22 protein-coding genes are annotated in these 24,404 nt (G+C 35.2%); 1 reads left to right on the plus strand and 21 read right to left on the minus strand.

Annotation, left to right across the window (positions count from 1 at the left end):
- Positions 1–9: 9 nt before the first annotated feature.
- The 21 genes from ACZZZI_RS06700 to ACZZZI_RS06800 all read right to left on the minus strand — a co-directional run bounded on the left by ACZZZI_RS06700 (position 10) and on the right by ACZZZI_RS06800 (position 23,036).
- A complete protein-coding gene (locus tag ACZZZI_RS06700) occupies positions 10–2,802 on the minus strand; it encodes a lantibiotic dehydratase (RefSeq protein ID WP_463488993.1) in 2,793 nt (930 codons plus the stop codon).
- 141 nt (positions 2,803–2,943) lie between these two features.
- Positions 2,944–3,783, minus strand: coding sequence for an OmpA/MotB family protein (locus ACZZZI_RS06705; protein WP_463488994.1), 840 nt, complete (start codon positions 3,781–3,783; stop codon positions 2,944–2,946).
- Between the two features lie 60 nt (positions 3,784–3,843).
- Positions 3,844–4,506: a DUF2461 domain-containing protein gene (locus ACZZZI_RS06710; RefSeq protein ID WP_463488995.1), complete on the minus strand. Its 663-nt coding sequence runs from the start codon at positions 4,504–4,506 to the stop codon at positions 3,844–3,846.
- Positions 4,507–4,551: 45 nt separating this feature from the next.
- Entirely contained in the window at positions 4,552–4,950 is a 399-nt protein-coding gene (locus tag ACZZZI_RS06715; protein WP_463488996.1) for a DUF983 domain-containing protein, read from the minus strand.
- A gap of 4 nt (positions 4,951–4,954) precedes the next feature.
- Positions 4,955–5,227, minus strand: a complete 273-nt coding sequence (locus ACZZZI_RS06720; RefSeq protein WP_344765661.1) for a hypothetical protein — start codon at positions 5,225–5,227, stop codon at positions 4,955–4,957.
- 97 nt (positions 5,228–5,324) lie between these two features.
- Positions 5,325–5,867: a DUF420 domain-containing protein gene (locus ACZZZI_RS06725; protein ID WP_463488997.1), complete on the minus strand. Its 543-nt coding sequence runs from the start codon at positions 5,865–5,867 to the stop codon at positions 5,325–5,327.
- A gap of 51 nt (positions 5,868–5,918) precedes the next feature.
- Positions 5,919–6,617: an SCO family protein gene (locus ACZZZI_RS06730; protein ID WP_463488998.1), complete on the minus strand. Its 699-nt coding sequence runs from the start codon at positions 6,615–6,617 to the stop codon at positions 5,919–5,921.
- On the minus strand, positions 6,617–6,970 hold the full coding sequence (locus ACZZZI_RS06735; RefSeq protein WP_316761760.1) for a cytochrome C oxidase subunit IV family protein: 354 nt from the start codon (positions 6,968–6,970) through the stop codon (positions 6,617–6,619). Before ACZZZI_RS06735 ends, ACZZZI_RS06730 begins: the two co-directional genes overlap by 1 nt.
- Positions 6,971–6,994: 24 nt before the next feature.
- Complete coding sequence (locus ACZZZI_RS06740; RefSeq protein WP_344765655.1) at positions 6,995–7,702, minus strand: cytochrome c oxidase subunit 3; 708 nt, start codon at positions 7,700–7,702, stop codon at positions 6,995–6,997.
- Between the two features lie 31 nt (positions 7,703–7,733).
- On the minus strand, positions 7,734–8,300 hold the full coding sequence (locus ACZZZI_RS06745; RefSeq protein ID WP_463488999.1) for a cytochrome c oxidase subunit 3: 567 nt from the start codon (positions 8,298–8,300) through the stop codon (positions 7,734–7,736).
- A gap of 18 nt (positions 8,301–8,318) precedes the next feature.
- The gene (cyoE, locus tag ACZZZI_RS06750; RefSeq protein WP_316761768.1) at positions 8,319–9,227 is read right to left on the minus strand and encodes a heme o synthase; all 909 of its coding nucleotides are present in this window, start codon (positions 9,225–9,227) and stop codon (positions 8,319–8,321) included.
- A gap of 11 nt (positions 9,228–9,238) precedes the next feature.
- Positions 9,239–10,297, minus strand: a complete 1,059-nt coding sequence (locus ACZZZI_RS06755) for a COX15/CtaA family protein (RefSeq protein WP_463489000.1) — start codon at positions 10,295–10,297, stop codon at positions 9,239–9,241.
- Between the two features lie 83 nt (positions 10,298–10,380).
- Positions 10,381–12,261: a cytochrome c oxidase subunit I gene (locus ACZZZI_RS06760; RefSeq protein ID WP_316761775.1), complete on the minus strand. Its 1,881-nt coding sequence runs from the start codon at positions 12,259–12,261 to the stop codon at positions 10,381–10,383.
- Between the two features lie 23 nt (positions 12,262–12,284).
- A complete protein-coding gene (locus ACZZZI_RS06765) occupies positions 12,285–13,517 on the minus strand; it encodes a cytochrome c oxidase subunit II (protein WP_344765646.1) in 1,233 nt (410 codons plus the stop codon).
- 67 nt (positions 13,518–13,584) lie between these two features.
- The gene (locus ACZZZI_RS06770) at positions 13,585–14,808 is read right to left on the minus strand and encodes a quinol:cytochrome C oxidoreductase (RefSeq protein WP_316761783.1); all 1,224 of its coding nucleotides are present in this window, start codon (positions 14,806–14,808) and stop codon (positions 13,585–13,587) included.
- Positions 14,809–14,824: 16 nt separating this feature from the next.
- The gene (locus tag ACZZZI_RS06775) at positions 14,825–15,430 is read right to left on the minus strand and encodes a c-type cytochrome (RefSeq protein ID WP_316761785.1); all 606 of its coding nucleotides are present in this window, start codon (positions 15,428–15,430) and stop codon (positions 14,825–14,827) included.
- On the minus strand, positions 15,402–15,938 hold the full coding sequence (locus tag ACZZZI_RS06780; protein ID WP_316761788.1) for a DUF3341 domain-containing protein: 537 nt from the start codon (positions 15,936–15,938) through the stop codon (positions 15,402–15,404). Before ACZZZI_RS06780 ends, ACZZZI_RS06775 begins: the two co-directional genes overlap by 29 nt.
- A gap of 2 nt (positions 15,939–15,940) precedes the next feature.
- Positions 15,941–17,413 carry an NrfD/PsrC family molybdoenzyme membrane anchor subunit gene (nrfD, locus tag ACZZZI_RS06785; RefSeq protein ID WP_316761791.1) on the minus strand — a complete coding sequence of 491 codons (1,473 nt, stop codon included), beginning with the start codon at positions 17,411–17,413 and terminating at the stop codon, positions 15,941–15,943.
- 26 nt (positions 17,414–17,439) lie between these two features.
- Positions 17,440–20,460 carry a TAT-variant-translocated molybdopterin oxidoreductase gene (locus ACZZZI_RS06790; RefSeq protein WP_463489001.1) on the minus strand — a complete coding sequence of 1,007 codons (3,021 nt, stop codon included), beginning with the start codon at positions 20,458–20,460 and terminating at the stop codon, positions 17,440–17,442.
- Positions 20,461–20,508: 48 nt separating this feature from the next.
- Positions 20,509–21,801, minus strand: a complete 1,293-nt coding sequence (locus ACZZZI_RS06795) for a c-type cytochrome (protein ID WP_316761798.1) — start codon at positions 21,799–21,801, stop codon at positions 20,509–20,511.
- A gap of 254 nt (positions 21,802–22,055) precedes the next feature.
- On the minus strand, positions 22,056–23,036 hold the full coding sequence (locus ACZZZI_RS06800) for a deoxyhypusine synthase family protein (RefSeq protein ID WP_057931708.1): 981 nt from the start codon (positions 23,034–23,036) through the stop codon (positions 22,056–22,058).
- Between the two features lie 232 nt (positions 23,037–23,268).
- Between ACZZZI_RS06800 and ACZZZI_RS06805 the strand changes: the two genes are divergently transcribed.
- Positions 23,269–24,399, plus strand: a complete 1,131-nt coding sequence (locus ACZZZI_RS06805) for a BamA/TamA family outer membrane protein (protein WP_463489002.1) — start codon at positions 23,269–23,271, stop codon at positions 24,397–24,399.
- The last annotated feature ends 5 nt before the right edge of the window (positions 24,400–24,404 follow it).

Here is a 24,404-nt window from a genome sequence, read left to right on the forward strand (position 1 = left end):
AGACATTCTTTATTTAATCATTGCGTTTCTCCGTTGCACGTCCTTTAAAAGAAAATAATATACAACCATTTCATGTGTACGTTGATCTTTATTAAACAAACGATTAACGTGCATGTGAAACAAATCCGTTAAAAGCTGTACCCTTTTTGATGGATTGCAAACCTGCAGAATGTTTATAAATGATTTAGCGAACAAATCAAATGCATGTTTTTGCTCAACATTTAATTCTGCATATTCGGCTTTTTTATAAAGCTGATACTGTGCATTTATCTTTTTAAAATCGGTTGCTTCCAGGTTATGTTCCATATTAAACGAATCAGACATCATTCTGATTACCTCAGCAAAAATTTTATTATCGAATAATCCGCTTGTTTGTATTTTTTCAATCAGATCTGCACAAAATTTATATTTACTATTTGTGTCTGCATAAGTTTCAAAGAGAGATAAAACATATTCACTATCTTTCGAAAAATGCTTTTCAACTTCCTCGATCAAACCATTGCCATAGCGTTGAGTTTCGCGTTTGTAAGTTCTTAATTGCAAATCAGATACTAACCCAGTTGCGATATCTTGCTCCAGATAGATAGAGAAAGCTTCGGTAAGAAGTTGTCCGTCTTTTTTATCATTTAACAATACTCTAAACCTTAAATGATAACCATTTTCGTTATACCGAATAAAGAACCATGATTTAATTTGGTTATTATGCTCACCTAAAAAATGAGCAATTGGACCTCCGAGTATTGCATCCGAACGCTGCTGGTGGCAGTAAATCTCAAAATATAGCCATTCACTACCAGGCAAAAAGCTTTGTTTTACTACAGTTTCATCTTTAACTAGCTTATTAAATCCATCATAAATCTTTTCATTATGATATAAATTTAATATGAATTGAGCTAAATATGGTTTTCCCTCTTCATCTACAACAGCACTTTTTTCAGGAATTATAACTTCTTCCAAATAGACTGTACTTTGTTTTTGCATATATAACAGAAACGCCGTTAAATCTGAATTACTATCTGTTTCAAAACATAACGTTTGATCTGAAAGACCTGCCTTAAAATACTTACCCAAGCCAAGTTTTTTTAGATATTCTTTACAATCTTCAACACTTAAGGAAATAATTTCCTCTTTCCGTATTTGCCATTTACGTTGAGATAAAACAATATTTTGGTATTGAATTCTTGGATAATATGGTAACTCAGGATATAGTGTTTCGATAAAAAGAGAAAGATTTGTTTGAATATTTTGATGTTGTAAATCGCATAACAATCTAAATACAGATAAATCGGAACGAGAATAATTATAAGCTGATGCCATTCTCGGTACAATTCTTTTATTTAATTTTTTTGAACGAAGTATAACTTCAGCTCCCTGAACAGAAAGCATAATATCATCTAATGTAAGCGGCTCATCCGAAGTATCGAAATTTAGTATTGATAATTGATTGTTATAAATTAGTTTTCGCCTGTTTATATTATCTACGTTGGTTTCGACCATGTAGGCCACATCAAAAAATAAAATATCGGGATTTGCTTTTTGCTCTATTTTCGAAATACTTTTACAATGTGCGTAAACATTATTACTTGCCATTGTAAAACGACCGCTTAATGCATTCGCCGTGCTTCCACCTGTTTGATCTACACATACCAAATCATCAGTAATAGACATTAACATACTGAATGAATTCGGTATAATTACAGGCTGATCTGATAATTGGATACCCAATTTATCCAAACGAATTTCATCTTTAGAAAGGAAAGCACCTTTGTTTACAATATTTTTAAAATTCTCTTTTAACTTTTCATTCCCGTTTTCTACCTTTTTATTCTGCTTACCATGAAACTGGGCTATAAAATCATCACCTTGTCCAGCCTGTTCCAGCTCATCATAACCAATTCCCATTTCAGGATCTAAAGCCATTGATAATGGAATTTCGTTTTGTTCAAATTTCTTTCTAAACTTATTTATAAAATCTTTTAACGCATCTCGCCCATCAATAGGTAAAATATGCTGCATCAAGTTAATTAAACCTGGAACAGATTGAAGCAGTTTTTCATCAACACCCCCAGAAATAACAGTTCTTTCAGCAATTAAATATTCATTAGTTTCTGCCGACGGTTGTATATTAAGTCGTTTAAAATAATCTTCTCCAATGATATTTGGATCGTGGTCGCTTAATAAAAGCTGTAAAGACAACATATCTTCCAGTAGAGAAAAAACATCTTCTTTTCCATCCTCAGAAATATTCAGTTTTTCTAGTAAAGAATTAACCGTAATGGGCTCCGAGCAACCCCTAAGAATTTGAAGAACAAAATCATTCTGATCGATTTCTGCGAGTTCGAACAAACCATCGGTGCAAGCAATATATCTTATGCTTGTTGTAGTGAAATAATAACTGCTGTTTGCAAAAAGTAAGCAGTTGTTTTTAAGGAATTCTGAAAGCGAAAATTCTAGCTTATTTTTATACGGCCAATCTACAAATTGATGAACAATTTGCTTCTCTGCAACTTTAATTTCAGTTTGCGAATTACCTAGCCCATCATCCAGAATGCTAAAACCTGCAAATGTACCGTAAGGCGTAGAGCGAAACTTAGCTCTGTTATAGTACTTCCATATCGTAAAAAATATTTTTGGCGGCAACAAGTTCAAATCATCAGCTTTTACATCTTTAATAGTTTGATAAAAAGCATCTGATGATATAGCGATTGCTGCTTTAAGCTCTTCCCAACAATCCTTAAGCTCAGATTGATATGAAAACTTAGGTGTTCGAAAAATTAAGCCTGGATATATGTTTACTTTCATGAAAGGAATTGATAAGCGAAAATTACAAAGATTTAAGTTAATACATAGAATTAACCTGGTAAAGTTTAGTAGGATTTTATTTTCAGAAAACAATAAAGCCCTGCAAATTTCTTCGCAAGGCTTTGTTATCACTTAAATATTTTACTTTATTAAATTATACAACTCATCTAATTTTGGTGAAAGTACAATTTCAATTCTTCTGTTTTTACTTCTTCCATCAGCACCAGTATTTGGGCCTAAAGGTTGATACTCGCCTTTGCCTGTTGCGGTCATTCTAACACCTTCTACTTTCTCAATTTCGGTTAAATAACGTACAACAGAAGTAGAACGCAAAACGCTTAAATCCCAGTTATCTTTTATTTGACCTAAATTATTAACCTTTTGATTATCTGTATGCCCTTCCACAGCAATATTAATTTCTGGCTGCTCTTTTAAAACCTTAGCCAATTGCGCTAATGCTTTCTTACCATTTTCATCTATAATTATACTGCCAGATGGAAACAAAAGCTTATCCATAAGTGAAACATAAACTTTACCATTCTTGATTTCAACCGTTAAACCACTTTTAGTAAAACCTAACAAGGCTTGCTGTAATTTTTCTTTTAACTGATTTGTAGCTTCATCACGCTTACGAAGCACTTCTTCAACTTCCTTCAAGCGCTTTTCACGAGCAGCTAAATCGCCAGACAATTTAGAGATTTCAGTAGAACTATTGTTTTTAAGTTTATTGTAACTAGAATTTACATCACTAAAACGACTTTGTAAATCTCGAAGATCCTCGCCCATTAAGGTTGTATCTTTTTTGAGTTTTTTAACTTCGTCTTCCAGATTTTCGATTTTAATTAAGCCTTCATTAAATGCAGTATACAAAGAATCTTTAGTGCCCAATAAAGCTTTATATTTTTTAGGAGAAAGAACTACACAAGAAGTGAATGAGGTTACAAACAGAGAAATCGCGAAGGCTAAAAAGATATTTTTCATTTTATGTTTAAAGATTATATCAAAATTTAACTTATTAAATCTGATCAGTTAAATTAAAAATTATTGCTCAATGGCATTTCGTAAAAATGCAACTAATGGGCTTACTGTACTAAAAGAACTTACTAACTTATTAACGATATCGGGTTTTAAAAACTCTTCATCGTTCAAATTCATCGAAGCCTCAAAGCTTTTCAGTTTCAAATATTCAATATTCGGGTCGGCTGGATCGTAACCTTTTGGTGCATTTTTTAATGCTGCTCCTCCTCCGAATTTAAACTGAGTCTTAAAATCTTTGTTATTAATTATGTCTTTAAAATCGCCAATATTATAATCTATTTCCTGGCGGATAAGTTTTAAATGTGCCGCATCTGGCATCCAGCATCCTCCCGCAATAAAGCTTAAGCCTGGCTGAATGTGTAAATAATAACCTGGCTCATTTCCACCTTTACTTTTAGATGAAAACCACATCCCAAAATTATTCTTGTATGGATCCTTGTTCTTACTAAAACGAACATCGCGGTAAATCCGCAATAAACATTTCTTTGGGTCTAAATCGGCAGAAATAAGTGGATCTATTTTAGAAAGTTCTGGAATAATTGAGGCAACTAACTCCAGAACGTTAGCTTTCGATTCTTCGTACCTGGGCTTGTTTTCGGCAAACCACTCTCTATTGTTATTTTCAGCAACGTCTTTAATAAAACTGAGCGTATCTTTCTTTAACATGTAATTCTGTGTTCTTTTAATATATAGCTTCTAGCTTAATCGAAACTATGGATTATCGTAATATGATTTATACTTTATATTGGGCGATAAAACATGGAGCAAAATCATTCTGGAATATCTATAATTGAATGGGTAAAGAATAAAACAGCCAGAAAAAATTGCAATTAAATAAGTCCAGAACGTATTATCTTCTAATGGGCCCACACATAAATAAGTAATGAAACTAACGATAAGCATTTCGATAACGTTCATTGCGTAACTTACATACATAGCCGCATAAAAATAGCCTGGTTCTATTTCTATTCGCTGACCACAGTGACTACAAATTTCTTTGGTGTGTTGAATATTGAAACCGTACATACTACCTGTAAAAATATTCCCTCTTCTGCAATGCGCACATTTTGCATGAACTATTGCATACAGTTTGGAAGTTTTTTCAGACATAATTCTAATTCATATTAATAGAATCTGATTTCATATTCAAATGAACATTTTTCTTACGATATTTTTTATACCAGATTATACCTACAACAGTTGCAAGCAAATAAGGAATAGCCAGTAAATACAAAACGCCAGTGTTTAATCCAGCAGCTTGAGTATTACCATTTTTAACACCTTGTTCGGCATTAATTGTGCACATAGCACACTGTGCATTAACTTTTGGAGAAATTGAAAAGATTAATGCGAATACTAATAAGATAAAAATTGCTTTTTTCTTCATCACCACAAATATACAGATAAACGCTTTGATGGACTTAAAAATTGTGTCATAAAAAAAGCCCAACTATAAAGTTGAACTTATTATTGTCTTATAATGATTAATACTGATAATACGGCGATATCATCAGATAAACTACAACTCCTGTTATGGCTACATAAAGCCATAATGGAAAAGTAATTCTGGCTATTTTTCTGTGCCGATCAAATCTTTCTGCTAACGCCCTTACATAAGTTACCAAAACCAGCGGTATTATTGCAATTGATAAAAGTATATGTGTTAATAAAATGAAAAAGTAAACATATTTTATAGCTCCCTCTCCTCCAAATTTTGTTGAAGGCGTTGTCATATGATAGGCGATGTACATCACTAAAAACAGTAAAGAACAGCCTATTGCTGTTTTCATTAAATTTTGATGTAACTGTATCTTTCCGTTTTTGATCGCCCAAACCGCAACCACTAATAATACAGCTGTTACACCATTAATACCTGCATAAATTGGTGGTAAAAATGGAAGTGGACTCACATCAAAACCTAAATCTTTTAGTTTAACTACGAAGAGAGCAGCAACTGCTACAGGTATAACAATTGATAATACAATGATCCACTTATTATATTTTTTTTCTATTGAGCTTTTTTCCATCAGATTAATAAACTTCAGGGATTTGATATTAATAATTTTGTTGGTTTGGTTTTATCTACCATCTTTTAAATTCCGCAGGTCTTCTGCGACAAGAACTTTGATTTCGTCGTCTAGTTTGGCTAAAGCATCAGGATTAGTTGCCTCATAGTAACCTCTAATTCTATGCTGATTATCTAAAAGGATAATTTTATTACCATAAATAAATTTAGTCTCCCCTGCTTCTTCATGATATATCATATCTAGTAGCAATCCATGGCGAATAAATGGATAGGTTAGCAAAGTATCTCCACTTAAAATATCCCATTTACCTGACTTTGCTTCTAAAGAAGAAACTAAATCTTTTAAGTTAGACGGGTTATCTTTAGGATTTACCGACAGGCTTAAAAACCTAATTAATGGATTTTTCTGGTACCCATCAGCAATGCTTTTAACATTTGTATTTACATCTTTTAACGAGCTCTCTCTATAAAAAAGATTTAGAATAACAATTTTCCCTTTTAATGACGTCCAATTAATAGTCTCATTTTCCTGGTTAACTAAACTAAAATCGGGAACTGTATGGTAAATGGTATCAGGAATTTGTTTCCCTTTTACCGAATGAAAAGTTTTGGCAACAATCTTTTCGCCATAAATTGGAAGGCTCTTGTACCTGTTTTTAGCAAATTTGGGCAATAGGTAGAAAAACAAAAATCCTGGTATAGCTAATATGCTTACCAGGATCAAAGTTTTTTTTATTGAAATAGGTCTCATTAAAAATTAGGAGAATGATGGAATATAAAACCACCTTCTATTAGCATTAAAACTAAAAAGTAAATAATAAAAATAAATGTTACCGTTAATGCAAGTTGCAAACCTAGCTTTTCAAATTTTAAGTGCATAAAGTAAGCTACAATATAAAATGCTTTTACTAACGTTAAAGCGATATAAATATAGTTACCTATGTGTTGAGGGATATGTCCACCTGGAATTGCCCAAAGTGCGATAATAAACTCAATACCAGTGATTAAAGATAAAATACCTGCAACTTTCCAGATTTTAGCCTTATTCATTCCACCATGATCATCGTGCTCGTGACCTTCTGCTGTATTTGGATGTTCTGACATGTTAAATATTTTTAAAAATTAAAATTAAACCAAATAGAAGAATGTAAATACAAACACCCATACTAAATCTACGAAGTGCCAATATAAACCAACTTTTTCAACCATCAAATAATGACCTCTTTTTTCGAATGTACCATTAATTGTCATGACTAGAATGATGATATTAATCATTACACCACTAAATACGTGGAAACCGTGAAAACCTGTAATAGTGAAGAATAAGTTAGAAAACTGCTGAGCAGCTACTAAAGAAACATCTCCGTTAAATAAATGATGTAACTTTTCCGTAGTAGGAATTTCTCCCCATCCAAAACCTTCGTGGAATAAGTGAGTCCATTCTAATGCCTGACAGCCTAAGAACATAAAACCACCAATGATAGTTGCTACCATCCACCAAATAACTTCTTTCTTTGCACGACGGTGACCAGCCTCTACAGCCATTACCATAGTTACAGAACTTAAAATCAGGATAAAGGTCATGATACCTACAAAAACTAACGGTGCACCACTATCCATTACACCTGGAATTGATTGGAAAACCAAATCAGGATCAGGCCAGGTTAATTTAGAAAAACGCTGAGCGCCGTAGTAAATCAATAAAGATGAAAATGTAAAAGCATCTGATAAGAGGAAAAACCACATCATGATTTTACCATATTCTACCGACCACGGAGAACGACCGCCACTCCAAGGTCCGGTTTTAACTTGATCTAATTGTGATACTGAATTCATTGGGAAAAAGTATAATAGTTTGTTAACAAATTTAACGGTTCAAAAGTAAAAAAACATACAGATATATCCATAATATATCTACAAAATGCCAAAAAATAGAAGTAATTTCCATACGGAACTTATTTCTAGCTAAAGAAATATTCTTGTAGCTACCTACTAAGATACTGGTTATAAAGCCTAAACCTGCAATAATATGAAATAAGTGCATTAAAGGCACTACATAAATAAATGATATCGCAGCATTATTTCCAACTAAAGTTGCACCAGTTTTAACCATGCTACCCCATGCGGCAAACTGCATAAAGCCAAAACCGAAGGCTAAAATAATGGTTAGCCAAAGCATTTTCCTCTGTAAACCAAAATTTAACTTTCTTAATGCTCTCGAAGCTAATGTTAAGGTAACACTGCTTGCTATAATTAATAACGTACTGTAAATAAAAGCATCTGGAAGCACTAATCCATGTCCTTTACCTTTCGAAGCTGCAAATACCAAATAATAACTGGTAAAACCGCCAAACATAATGGTAGATGAAACGACAAAAAGCCATACAATAAACTTCTTGGGCTTAGGGTCGAATATATCTGTTGTATTTTCCATTGTTAAAACCATAAATAATTATTTTGCTATAAAATCAAACATTAATACCAACTGTACCGCAGGTATATAAAAAAAAGAACAAAACATCAGCTTCTTTGCATCAACAAGTTCTCTACTCAAAAACAATTTAAAAGCTAACCAGCTAAAAATAGCTCCAGCTAAAATTGATAGTGCTGCAATGTAATAACCACCAAAACCATAAAAGGTAGGAAGTAAACTTACAGGAATTAATATTAATGTACTTACAAAGGTAACCAATGCGGTTGTTTTATCTCTTTTCTTTGTAGGAAGCAATCTAAAACCTGCTTTCTTGTAATCATCATCCAATACCCATGCAATTGACCAAAAATGTGGAAACTGCCAAACAAACTGAATGAGAAACAATATACCAGCAATGTAGTAATCAATTTCGTGAAACATTTCAGCCTTTAAACTTCCAAATGCTGCCAAATAGCCAATAAGTGGAGGTAATGCACCTGGAATTGCACCTACAAATACCGCAATTGGCGACTTTCTTTTCAATGGTGTATAAGCAAAGGCATATAATAATATCGAAAAGACTGAAAGTAATCCAGTTTCTAAATTTAGTTGTCCTAAAAGCCATGTACCTAAAAAGGCCATAAAAATGCCTAATATCAAACCTTGTCCTGTAGTCATTCTTCCAGCAGGCATGGGTCTGTCTTTGGTGCGACTCATCAGTTTATCCAAATCAACCTCAATAATTTCATTAAAGCAATTTGCTGCTGCAGTAACCAAAAATCCACCAGCAATCAATATCAGCCAATTTCCCCAATCAATAGCAGGAATATGCCCTCTCCCAACCTGCATTTTCTGACCTATTAAAAAAGAAATAGATGCAGAGAACACTACCGTAAAGGAGAGTCTGAATTTAATGAGCTTAGAAAAATCTGAAAAAATTTGTTTCAACTTTCTTATTATTATTGTTTGTAAGTTCTTGTTCTATAAACCAACAGGAACAGATAAAACTGTAAACTAAATAGCATTGTCGAAAATAATATATGCAATGCTTGTGCAAATGGTGGTAAAGAAATATAAGCTAATATAAACCCGCTCAATACCTGAATTAGTAATGTTAATAGTATAAATCTAGCCGTTAATAAGGGAGCTGCTTTCCCACTAAATCTATCAATTACCATTTTATAAATTATACCGTTTGATATTACAACCAAAATGGCTAGATCTCTATGGTAATTAAAAACTGATCCTACTTTAGAAATCCAAGTATTTCGTTCATTAAATAATAGCGACTTGGCAATAACATCAATAGCTTCTCGAACTTCAGTGCCTAAAATAATCTGAGCAATACTAACGGCTAAAGTAAAAAACATAAAGCCTTTTAACCATGCTATTCGATACATAATAACCGAAGGCTCTTTGTGCAACTGCTTCGCGTAGTTGTAAGTGTAAATAGAGATTGCCAAAATTACTAAAGCCAAAAGCATATGAACAGTAACAACCCACTGCATTAAATTAGTTGAAACCACTATTGAACCTAGCCAAGCTTGATACCCAACTACAAAAACATTTAATACACTTAAAACAATTATTCGTTTGGCTGTTTTTTTATAAATAAACGAATAAGCAGCTGTAAGAAATAAAAATATTCCAGCTAAAACACCAGCTAATCTATTCAAATATTCAGTCCAAGTTTTAGCAGGATTAAATTCTTCAGGAACTGAAATAGTTTGATCGTGTCTAATACTATCTGCTAATTCCTTTTTGCCCATGCTTTCTAAATACTTGGCAAACTTCTCATTCTTCTTAATTCTTCCTGCTACATACTTTTCTTTGTAGTTTGCTGGCAATTGAGAAATATCAGTAGGTGGAATATACCTGTCGAAACATTTCGGCCAATCAGGACAACCCATACCGGAGCCAGTACTACGTACAATACCACCCGCAAGTATAACCAATAGCGTAACGATAATGGTTATAAGGTTAATTCTAATAAAACGTTGCTCCGATCTGGTGATCATATATCTATTAAGATGAAAAGGGTATCCGGATAAGCAGAAACTTAATCAGATACCCCTTTTAAAATTTTGTTAAAGCTATCTAACTAGCCCTTATTTTGTGTCACAGGATTGGCAGCTTCCCAGTCTTGTTGAATTTTTTCAGCTTCAGTATTTCCTTCAAAGTCATGAGGTAAGTTAGAGCTCATTGTTTGAGAGAAAGGAACCGTTTGAGGAATAAAATCTTCATCATGACCTGGTTTGCTATAATCGTATGGCCATCTGTAAACAGTTGGAATTTCACCTGGCCAGTTTCCGTGAATATGTTCTACTGGAGCAGTCCATTCTAATGTATTTGATTCCCAAGGATTTTGAGGTGCAACCTTTCCTTTGAAAACTGAATAGAAGAAGTTAAATAAGAACGCTACCTGAGCTAAAGCAGCTAAAATAGCAGCCCAAGTTACAAATACGTTAACAGTTAACCATTTCTTCATGAATTCAAATTCTGTGAATGCATAGTAACGACGTGGAACACCATCTAAACCTAAGAAGTGTAATGGGAAGAAAACCAGATAGGCAGCAATAAAAGTTAACCAGAAATGCAGGTAACCTAATTTAGGATTCATCATTCTTCCAAACATTTTAGGAAACCAGTGATAAACACCTGCAAGCATACCAAATATAGCAGCAGAACCCATTACTAAGTGAAAGTGGGCAACTACAAAATACGTATCGTGTAAGTTAATATCTAATGATGCATTACCTAAGAATAATCCAGTTAAACCACCCGAAATAAAGAATGATACTAAACCAATTGCAAATAACATTGCTGGAGTGAAACGGATGTTACCTCTCCATAAAGTTGCTAAATAATTGAATGTTTTTACAGCCGATGGTACAGCAATAATTAGCGTTGTAATCATAAATACGCCACCCAATAATGGATTCATACCTGTTACAAACATATGGTGACCCCAAACGATGAACGAAAGTACGGTAATACCAATTAACGAATAAACCATTGCATGGTAACCGAAAATTGGTTTGCGTGAATTTACTGAAATAACTTCTGATGAGATACCCAAAGCTGGCATAATTACAATGTACACCTCAGGGTGACCTAAGAACCAGAATAAGTGTTGCCATAAGATTGGAGAACCACCTTCATTAGGTAAAATATTCGTACCCATTACGATATCAGATAGGTAGAAACTTGTTCCAAAACTTCTATCGAATACTAATAATACAACACCAGCAACTAATACTGGGAATGACAAGATACCTAAAATAGCAGTTAAGAAGAAAGCCCAAATCGTTAAAGGCATTTTCCATAAATCCATACCTTTAGTACGCATATTTAAGATTGTACTAACATAGTTAATACCACCCATTAAAGATGATGCCACGAAAAGTACCATACTGATCAACCACATGGTCATACCTGTACCTGATCCTGGTATTGCTGTTGGAATGGCTGATAAAGGCGGATAAACGGTCCAACCACCCGATGCAGGTCCAGTTTGAACAAAAAATGAACCCATCATAATCACACAGGCAACAAAGAAGAACCAGTATGAAAGCATATTAAGAAACGGCGATGCCATATCTCTAGCTCCAATTTGTAATGGGATTAATAAATTACTAAAAGTACCACTTAAGCCAGCGGTTAATACAAAGAATACCATGATGGTACCGTGAATGGTAACCAAAGCAAGATAGAAATCTGATTTGATACGACCACCTTCTGCCCATTTACCTAAAAAAGTTTCTAAGAATGGAAAGTTTTTATCTGGCCAAGCCAATTGAATACGGAATAAAATTGATAATACCATTGCAATAACAGCCATAATAATACCTGTTATCAAATATTGCTTGGCAATCATTTTATGGTCCATACTGAAGATATACTTCGAGATTAACGTCTCCTTATGGTGCCCGTGATCAGCGTGATCGTGATTGTGTTCGTCGTGTAATGCTATTGTTGACATAATTCTTTTCGCTCTTCGGTATATTATTTATTTAAGGCCATTTTGTTTGTATTCGCAGCTAATGAATCTGTAGCTGTCGAATCTGCTTCTGCTTTAACAGCAGTAGGTGCAACTGGCAAATTAAATTGTTTTCTTAAATCATCGTTTAAATACGTTTTCTGTTCTGCTAACCAGGTTTTGTATTCCTCTTCAGAAACTACACGTACAACTTTTTGCATATTATAGTGACCAGAACCGCAAATTTTAGCACAATAGAATAAGTAGTGAAAATTTGGATCGTTTGTTTTTTGCTGCATCTCTGCAGTAGTAATTGTAGGTGTAAACTCAAAAATAGTTTGCATACCTGGTACAGTATTTAATTGCACTCTGAAATGAGGCATATAGAAACTGTGGATAACATCTTTACTTGCTAAAAGAAGTTTTATTGGCTTACCTACAGGAATAACCATCTCATCAGCCATTTGATCATCACGAGATTTTATATCCTTAAAATCGATACCTAAAGTATTTGTAGCAGTAGTTAACTTATAGTTTTTATGACCTACAACTCCATCAGCTCCTGGATAGCGGATAGACCACTTAAACTGTTCTGAGGTAACTTCAATTTGAATCGGCATATTTTTAGGATCATCTACTTTGTAGAAAATAGATCTCCATGTTAAAAAGCCCATTAACACTAACACAGTTAAAACTAAAGCAGGAACTATCGTCCAGATTTTTTCAATTGTATTGTTGTGTGGATAGTAGTATGCTTTTCTTTTAGCAGAATATTTATACAAATAAGAGAAACCGAATAATAAGATGTGCGTAACTACGAAAACAATGGTTGTTATAATTAATGTTAAGTTAAACATCTCATCGATGCGTTTTCCGTGTACAGAAGCTGCATCAGGCAATAACATTGCGCCGTGAACTGTATATTCCCAATAAACACCATATAAACCTAAAACTAGGAATAACGCAAATAAACTTGCGTGTACTCTGTTCCAGTTAATGCCTACAGGCTTTCCTTGTGCTTCGCGGCTTAATTCATAAACTCTTATCGATTTACCGATAATTGCGATGAATAAACATACGGCCAGGAATATCAGTATATAAAATATTACTGATTTATAAACCTCGCCCATATCAACTTTTGTTGCCGCTGCAGCACCTGCTGCTGCATCTTGAGCAAATACGCTCGTGTTTGCAAAAACAGTAAGTAATACTGCTAGAGCTGCGGTCGTTTTATTCGTGATTAACTTTCTTAAACTCATTTTCTTAAAAGTAGTACGCTGTACTTCTATATAATAATTAAAATATTCGCTTTTATAAAATCATCAATTAAAGCTGATGATGCAAACTTTCTTGTAGTAAAGGGTGATTTTTTGCTATTAATGGTTTTTTACTAAGCGCTGTTAAAACCGTAAAGGTAAACAATCCTACAAAACCTATAGCAGTACCAATCTCAACAATTCCAAAACCGTTATGTCCATCTTCTACAGCACCTGGCATAATCATTTGATAATAATCTACCCAATGGCCTAATAATACGATGATGGAAACAAATAGTAACTTAACATCTGTTCTCTTATTATCTCTATCCATTAATAATAATACTGGCGCTAAGAAATTCATTGCAAGGTTTAAGAAGAACCAAAACTTGTAATATTCAAAACGTCTGTAGAAATAAACAGTTTCCTCTGGCATGTTTGCATAGTAAATTAACAAGAACTGTGCGAACCATACATAAGTCCAGAAGATAGAGAAACCAAAAATAAATTGACCCAAGTTATGTAAGTGGCTATTGTTAACCCATTGCATATAACCTGCTCTTCTTAATAGAATAAGTATAATTGCAATAGTTGCTAAACTACTTACCCACATTGCTGCAAAGTTATACCAGCCGAACATGGTAGAGAACCAGTGAGCCTCTAATGACATGATGGTATCGAAAGCAAAAATTGGAGTTGTAAAACCGTAAATCACTAAAAAGATACAAGCATTTTTAAAGCTCTTTCTGTACGAATTTAATCCACCTGCTAAATCTTCATTATATGAAAGCTTAACGAAAAGCATGGCAAAAATACTGTAAACACCTAAAAACACAACCTGACGCCCTAAAAAGAATGGTACGTTTAAGAATACTGATTTACCAGCGATGATAGAGTCATAGTGTGGACTGTTAGGGTCAGTTAAACCTTCAGCATTCCAGTGGTGATATAAGTTGTGTGTGTATAAACCTGCAGAAATAATTACAACAAGTATTACAGCAGCAATAGGCAATGTTTTTGCCATAGCTTGCGGTACACGTAAAATTGAAGCAGACCAGCCTGCCTGAGCAACAAATTGAATTGCTAGGAAAAACATACCAGACATACAAACGCATGCAAAGTAATATCCCATAAGCAACAGGTTGGCAAAAGTACGCTCGTGCATAACTTTATCACCAGCGATGAAACCATAAGCAACAGCAGCGATACCTAAAGCGATACCAACTATACTTAAAGTTTTAACTTTTCCTGTAAACTCAAATTGTTCACTAAAATTAATATTGTGAGTTCCCATTTATATTCTGCTTTACTTATTGTCCTTTTTGTAATTGTTGAACATACATCACCACTTTCCAACGATCTGTTGGCGAGATTTGTGAAGCATGCGAGCCCATGTTATTTACACCATATGTAATGGTATGATAAATTTTACCAGCGGTAAGATCTGCCATATTTCCACCTCTTGATGAAGCACCAGTTTGATAAGCAGGAACACCGTTAAATTTCTCAATTTTAACTAAATGACCTTGTCCATCTCCTTTTTCACCATGACATGGCGCACAGAAAACTACAAAAGAGTGTTTACCTTGTGCAAGGTTTGTACTATCTACTGGTAATGGATTTACCATTTTTGCACCAGCTTCATTGTAACCTTCTAAAGTATTAGGATATTTATCATATTCTTCAAAACCTACTGGTTTTGTATTTGCAGGTGGTAATTGTGCAGTTTTACCATCTTTAAAATTTTTGTTTGGCTGATCTGGATTGTAAGCAATCGGATCATACATGTTCCTGGCATATTCTAAACCAGTACTGCGTTTATCTTTACAAGCCGAAAAAGTAGCTGCAAAAGCGATAGCTAAAAACGCGGCATAAACAAATTTATTCTTATTCATAGCTAATGTACTTCCTTTCATTATACTTTACTTCTAAAGCACCGGCATCTTTTAATAAACCATCAATTACGGTGTGAGCTGCATTTTCGTGTGCATCTACTGCGATAACAAAGCGGTCATCAGTAGCACGTAAATCCATCACTCTTGGTGCTCTACCTGGAAATAAGTGTGTAGAAGCATAGTAAGTTAATACCATACCGAAAGCACAGAATAATACTGTAAGTTCGAACATTATCGGAATAAAATCCGGCAATGCAAATGATGGTTTACCACCTATGTTTACTTTCCAATCGATTACTGCACAAAAATAAATTAATGCAAAAGCTGCGCAGGTACCTGTAATACCAAAGCAAAATGCAGCGATATCAATTCTCGATCTTTTAACTCCTAATTTGGCTTCTATTCCGTGTATAGGCATTGGGGTATAAACATCATAAATACTGATGTTATTTTCCTGAAGTTTATCGATGCCATGCATCATTTCATCAGGATCGCCAAAGCTGCCTAAAATATATTTGATATCACTCATTGTTATATTTTTGCGTAATCTTCTTGTTTAACACTATCAAATTTTTCTAAAGACTCTATGTATTCTGCTACATACTCTTTATTCTCATGTCCTTCTTTAATCTGTTTCATCTTAGCCTGCTCACTTGCAGTTTTCAATAATAACTTAACCTCTGCTATAGCGATTGAAGGTAATACTCTTAAGAATAATAAGAACAAAGTAAAGAATAGCCCGATTGAACCCACGAACACACTTACATCAACCCATGTTGGATAAAACATTGCCCAACTTGAAGGAATATAATCACGGTGTAATGAAGTAACGATAATTACGAAACGTTCGAACCACATACCAATGTTTACTACAATTGATAAAATCCATGTTGCTCTGATACTTAAACGGATTTTCTTAAACCAAAGTAATTGTGGAGAGATTACATTACAAGTCATCATCATCCAATATGCCCACCAGTAAGGACCGGTAGAACGGTTGATAAATGCATACTGCTCATATTCTGAACCAGAATACCATGCAATAAAGAATTCAGTTAAGTAAGCCACACCTACAATTGAACCTGTTAAGATGATGATTTTATTCATCGACTCAATGTGGAACATTGTGATGTAGTTTTCAAGACCTAATACTTTACGTGCAACCAATAATAAGGTTAACACCATCGCGAAGCCTGAGAAAATTGCACCTGCAACGAAGTAAGGAGGGAAAATTGTAGTGTGCCATCCTGGAATTACTGATGTTGCAAAGTCCATTGATACAATAGTGTGCACCGATAATACAAGTGGTGTAGAAATACCTGCAAGGATTAAAGACACAGCTTCGAAACGTTGCCAGGTTTTAACACTTCCACTCCATCCGAATGAAAAAATTGTATAAACCTTTTTGCGCATGCCTGTAGCACGGTCGCGAATGGTTGCAATATCTGGCAATAAACCTGTATACCAGAATAATAAGGATACAGAGAAATAAGTTGAGATTGCAAACATATCCCATACAAGTGGCGAGTTAAAGTTTACCCAAAGTGATCCAAATTGATTTGGTAAAGGTAAAACCCAATAAGCTAACCAAGGACGGCCCATGTGAGATACAACATAAGTTGCCGCACATATTACCGCAAAGATTGTCATCGCCTCTGCCGAGCGGTTAATGGAGTTACGCCAGTTTTGACGGAAGAGTAAAAGTACAGCTGAAATAAGTGTTCCGGCGTGACCGATACCTACCCACCATACGAAGCCGGTAATATCCCATGCCCAACCCACTGTTTTATTTAAACCCCATGCACCGATACCATTCCAGAAAGTGTAGCTTACTGCTACAACCCAAAGTAAAGCACCTAGTGAGGCAAAAATGAACCCAATCCACCAAGCTTTGTTTGGCTTATTTTCTACCGGCATTAAAATATCGTCCGTAATTTTTGCATACGTGATATTATCGCCGGTAATTAATGGTTCTCTAAGTATTGATTCGTTATGTCCTGACATAATTTGTATTTTCTTTATACTAAAGCTTACGCTTGTACTGTTGTATCTGTATTTCTAATTTTTGTCATATATCCGATACCTGGTTTCACGTTTATCTCTTCTAAAACGTAGTAGATACGCTCAGAACGTAAAGCTTTTGAAACCTCAGAATTAGGATCGTTTGCATCACCAAAAATGATTGCATTTGCTGAACAAGCTTCTTGACAAGCCATTTTAATATCGCCATCCTTTAATGGACGTTTCTCAATTTTAGCTTGTAATTTACCTGCCTGAATACGTTGAACGCACATTGAGCATTTTTCCATAACACCACGTGAACGTGTAGTTACATCAGGATTTAAAACCAATTGAGTAAACTCGTTATTTAAATAGTTATCGAAACGTGAATCGTTCCAGTAGTTGAACCAGTTAAAACGACGTACTTTGTATGGACAGTTATTCGCACAGTAACGAGTACCTACACAACGGTTATAAGCCATTTGGTTTAAACCATCTGATGAGTGTACCGTTGCCAATACAGGACAAACTGTTTCGCAAGGTGCGTGATCACAGTGTTGACATAACATTGGCTGGTGAACAACAGAAACGTGATCTAAATCTTCTAGATTAGCAATTTCTTTTTCTTTTGTAACATCACCAGTTGGTGTTTCGTAGCTATAATAACGATCGATACGAATCCAGTGCATTTCACGACGACGGCGAACCTCATCACGTCCTACAACAGGAATATTATTTTCTACGTTACAAGCCACAACACAAGAACCACAACCTGTACAAGCATTTAAATCGATAGCCATAACCCAGCTGTTACCTGGTTTCTCGTATTCATCCCAAAGGTCATAATTTTTATGATCGCCCTTGTGATTACCTGCAGAACTATCTTTTAAGTATGCTGCGAATGTAGCTTCTTTAATTACTGCACGACCTTCGAAAGAGTGGTGAGTTTGTGTTTGTGCTAATTCGTAATATCCACCAGTTGGTGTAATGGTTACGTTAGTAGCATATTGCATTGTTCCATTTACAAACGAAATGAAAGGGAATGCGTTTTTACCAACATCGTTACCTGCTTTACCAACTTTTGTACGACCGTAACCTAAAGCGATTGAAGCTGTTCCTTGCGCCTGGCCTGGTTGAATAAGTACTGGTAAGTCAACTGAATATCCGTTGCTTCCTTTAACAGTAACAACATCAAATTCTTTTATTTTTAATTTTTCTGCGAATTTAGGTGCAAGAGCAACATAATTATCCCAAGTTACTTTTGAAACTGGATCAGGTAATTCTTGTAAGAATGCATTATTTGCATTTTTACCATCACGCATTGGGATGTTTTCGTAAACCTGTAATTCGATATCTTTTGTTAATGCTTTACTGCTATTTACAATTGAAGTTGCAACTGCTGCTAAAGAAAGACTGAAGCTATATGCAGCTGCTGGTTTAGCAGTAGAAGTAACAACACCTTTTTCTAAAACATCAGACCAAGACATACCAAGTGCTGGTAACATTTTAGTCTCCCAGTTGCTGCGTACAAACTGATAGTAATCTTTAACTGGTGCATCAGCCCATGTTAATAAACTTTCTTCTGCCTGACGGCTGTTGAAAACTGGGTTGATTGTAGGCTGAACGATTGAATAATATCCTTCGTAAGCACTTGCATCACCCCACGATTCTAAATAGTTATGGTTAATCGCAATAGCATCACAAAGTGAAGCTGTTTCATCAGCTCTATCTGCGAAAGAGATTTTTGCAGGAACTTTAGCCAAGGCATCAGTAAGTGCTTTTGTATTCATGAAATCGTAAGCAGGGTTGCTATTTAAGAATAAAACAGCGCCAACTTCTCCACGGCTCATTTCAGCAACTAAACCATTAAATTCAGCATCGTTACCTGCGTATAAATAGCAAGGGTTATCTAGATCGATGGTAGTACCATAACTGCCGATAGCGGCGTTAATGGCATTTACTAAAATTTGAGTTGAAACATCGTTAGAACCACAAACTACTAACGATTTGCCTTTAGCTTGTGTAAGTTCTTTAGCAACTAATTTAATTACTTTATCAGCAGTAGTATTGTTACCCAAAGTTCCGCCTGGTAAAGATTGACCAGTAATTGCGTTATATAAAGCAATTAAAGCAGGGCCTTCTTCTGATAATTTAATTGGTACACGTGTATCTGCATTTGTACCTGTTAAGCTCATTCCACTTTCAAATTGAATGTGGCGGCTCATTTTTTTACCTTCTAAAGATTTATAGTCACGGTTGGCAGTATATTGAGAAGTAAATTCCTCACCGCTAATCCATGTACCTAAGAAATCTGCTGCAAAACTTACGATTAAATCAGCTTTATCGAAATTGTATTTAGGTAAAACTGCTTTACCGAAACTATTTTGATTAGCCTGAATAATACCAGTATAAGAAACCGCATCGTACTGAACCAACTTAGCCGCTGGGTATTTAGCAACAAACTGTGCTAAAACAGCATTTGTTGATGGACTGCTTACTGTTGATGCAACAATACGAATCTTTTTACCTGAAGCTTGTGCTTTTGCCAACTCGCCTTTTACAAAGCTGTCGATCTTAGCCCAAGTTGTTTCTTCATTTTTAAGAACTGGTGCTTTTAATTTTGATACATCGTATAAATCTAAAACCGAAGCTTGCGCTCTTGCATCCGTACCACAGTTAAATTTACCTGCGTTTGGATTTGGTTCTATTTTAATCGGACGACCTTCTCTTGTTTTAACTAAAATACTCTGGCCGTTAAAGCTAGAAGTATAATAGTTAGGAATACCTGGAGTAACCTCTTCAGGTTTTACCAGGTAAGGAATAGATTTATGAATCGGGGCTGTTTGACATGCCGCCAAAGTAACTGCACCTAAACCAAAACCTAACGCCTTTAAAAAGTCGCGGCGTGGGGTAACGGTACTTAACCCTGCTTCATTTAAAACATCTTCTATTGGAAGTGGCTCGGCGAATTCGTTTTTGCTATTTTTAACAAAATCGGGTGTATTGTTATACTCCTCTAAGCCTTTCCAGTATTTTTTATTGCTTTCCATTTAAGCTATATTACTGTTTATCGAACGTTCTTACTAAAACTCTAACTATTAATAGTGGCACTTACCACACTCTAAACCACCCAATAACGCTGGTGTAATTTTCTCGCCTTTTTTAATTTTCTCATGCGCTTCGATAACCTTAGCGTAGAAAGCATTATTTTTCTGACCAGAAATATCAGTTTCCTTATGGCAGTTAATACACCATTTCATGGTTAATGGAGAATATTGATAAATTTCTTCCATTGTATTAACAGGACCATGACAAGCGAAACATACAGGCTCTGTTGGTTGTAATCCTTTTGCTTTACGAATTGCATCTTCTGCAACAACTACGTGTTGAGAGTGATTGAAGTAAGCGAAATCAGGAAGATTGTGTACACGTACCCACTCCATTGGTTTTTCTTTACTCTTATCGTATTTCTGCGTTTCAGGATCGTAACCCAAAGCATTGTAAATTTTCTTAATCTCAGGAGAGACTTGACCATCTTCTGTTCTTGCTTGTACCGCTTTGTGGCAGTTCATACAAACATTTAATGATGGAATTGAAGCATTTTTAGATTTAAATGCACCTGAGTGACAGTACTGGCAATCGATTTGATTGATACCTGCGTGTAACTCATGCGAGAATTTAATTGGTTGTACTGGTTGGTAACCTGTATGAACACCAGTGTTCCACATACCCATCCAACCCCAAGAACCTAAAGCAATGATTAAACACAAAATGAAGAACATAACAAATTTCTTGTTTTTGAACATTTTGCGAACACCAACCTTTAATGGCACATCTTCTTCAATCTCGATACCTTGTTTTTGTAGAATTAAGCGCTCTAATAATTTAGAAGCACGACCTAAGATTACTAAAATCACAATTGCAACTAAAACTATTGCAACGATACCCGCAATAGATAAACCTGAAGTGGTATCATCTTTTGGAGCAGCAGCACCTTCAGCACCAGCTTTCGGCTTAGGCTCGCCTTCCTTAATGTAAGCTAAAATGTCTTTAACCTTCGCTTCATCCAATTCTGGAAAAGCAGTCATTGCTATTTTACCATTCTCATTGAAAAGCTTAACAGCTGCAGGATCGCCAGAAGCAATTAATGCACCACTGTTCGGAATCCACTTTAAAAGAAAATCTTCTGGGTGACGATCGCTCACACCTGTTAAGGCAGGACCAATCATTTTTGCATCTAATGCATGGCATGATGTACACTTCGCCTTGAAAAGTGTTCGTCCAGCTGCAGCATCTTGTGCATTAACGGTAGAAACCGCAATTACAGAAATGGCTGAAAACAGGAATAACGACTTCCAAACGTTTTTTAAAATCATCGAGATATCTCTCATAATGAACACTTTATACTTATTTAATTTACTTTTTGTTGTGAAATTGATGCTTGGGATGCAATATCCCCATCAAAACTTGAACAAAAGTATAACTTATTAATAAATCCCATGACATAATACTGACTTGAAATACAATTTATAATCATTCTAAACAAATGCAGTTTCAAGCCAATCAGTAAACAAAAATGCCTATTTTCGAAGTTAATCTCCAATAGGCATACTCAAAACCAATTTGGTTTTGACATAAATTCTGATTATTGTTTTAATATCCAGGCAAACATTAAAGGCGCTACGATTGTAGCATCACTTTCTACAATGAATTTAGGTGTATGAATATCTAATTTACCCCAGGTGATCTTTTCGTTCGGTACAGCACCAGAATATGAACCGTAAGAAGTTGTCGAATCAGAGATCTGGCAGAAGTAACTCCAGAAAGGAATATTTTCCATTTCCATATCCTGATAAAGCATAGGAACAACGCAAATCGGGAAATCGCCAGCAATACCGCCACCAATTTGGAAGAAACCGATTCCTTTTCCACCGCTGTTAGCAATATACCAGTCGGCTAACCAACCCATATATTCAATACCGCCTTTAACCGTTGTAGCAGTTAGCTCTTTTTTCATTACGTAAGAAGCAAAAATATTACCCATTGTAGAATCTTCCCATCCAGGTACAACGATTGGCAAATTCTTTTCAGCAGCTGCAAGCATCCACGAATTTTTTGGATCAATTTCATAGTATTGCTCCAAATCACCGCTTAAAAGCATTTTATACATAAATTCGTGAGGAAAATAGCGCTCACCAGCCGCTTCTGCATCCATCCATATTTTTTGAATGTGCTTTTGTAAACGACGGAAAGCCTCTTCTTCAGGTATACAAGTATCGGTAACGCGGTTGTAATGGTTTTCTAATAAATCCCACTCATCCTGCGGACTTAAATCTCTGTAATTAGGTACACGTTTGTAGTGTGAGTGCGCAACAAGATTCATAATATCTTCTTCCAGGTTTGCACCTGTACAAGAAATAATAGCCACTTTATCCTGACGAATCATTTCTGCAAGTGAAATACCCAATTCGGCTGTACTCATTGCACCAGCTAAAGTGATCATCATTTTCCCACCCTCATCCAAGTGTGTCTCATAACCTTTAGCTGCATCCATCATTGCTGCAGCATTAAAATGGAGGTAATTACGCTCCATGAACTGAGATATTGGTCCTCTTGTATTACTCATTTTGTTTTGTATTGTTTGCCGCAAAAATAGGCAAACCGTTTGCAATTTGCAATTCGCTTTCACTTATTGGGTTTAATGATCCATTTGTTACAAATAGAATTGGCAAGCAGCTCACCCAATACTCATAATTAGATTTTGATTGGGCTGACCTTAAAAAACATATTCCATAATATCAATACCAGAGAAATCATACGATGACAAACGAACTAAAATATTTTCTTTTCTTTGCACTATGAAAAAACTGGTTATTTTACTTTCTTTAAGTCTGTTTTCTTTTTCGGGTTGGGCACAAATGAAGTTGATTAAGAAAATGCTGTCGAATGAGAAAGATACAACACGAAAAGCCAGTTTTTTACCAATACCTGCTTTTGGTTATTCTCAAGAAACAGGCTTTGAATTTGGTCTGGGCGCTATTTACTCTTATTATACGGATAGAAAGGATACAATTACCAGAAGTTCCAATTTCTCGGTAAATGGCACTTACTCAACAAAAAAAACCTATAATGTTGCCTTAAAAGGAGATGCTTGGTCGCCTGGAAATAAATACCATTTTATTGGCGATGTTCGTTTTAAAGAAATGCCTTTTAACTTTTATGGAATAGGAAATACAACGCAAAAAACGGACGAAGATAAATTGGTTATGAACCAGTTTAAAATGCTGTTTGATGCAGAAAAAAATCTTTTAAAAAACGCCTATACTGGTGTATCTCTGGGTTTTGAAACTTATAAATTTACTGATCAGGTAACTGGAGGAATTTTCAGCAACAACCCTGCAATTTTAGATAAAGATGGTGGCTCGGTTGCTTACTTTGGCTTAAGCCAAAGTTACGACACGAGAAATTCGAACAATTACCCGAGTAAAGGTTTCTTCGGTAGAGTTACTTATCAATATGCGCCAGATTTTTTTGGTGGAGATAGTTTTACAGGAAGCCAGATTAAGGTCGACCTTAGAAGTTTCTGGTCGATTAGTAAAAAGGTTATTTTAGGTGTACAAGGAATTTATTACACCATACAAAGCTCTAAAACACCATTCTACTTACTTCAGCAATTAGGGAATGACCAAATTATGCGGGGTTATTATGGCGGCCGCTACCGTGATGAGAATCTAATGGCATCGCAATTAGAATTACGTTATCGTTTTATGAACCGCTTTGGAATCGTAGCCTTCGCAGGTGCGGGTAAAGTTTTCAATAATGGAAATTTTGATTTTAAAAGCTTGAAACCTAATTATGGTTTTGGCGGAAGATATTTCTTCGACACTGCAAAAGGACTTAGCGTACGTGTTGATTACGGAATAGGTGAAAAACTAGCAAATGAAAAACGTCAAAGTGGCTTTTACATCAGTTTGGCCGAAGCATTTTAAGAGCG

It is taken from the genome of Pedobacter sp. AC190 (assembly GCF_979258025.1).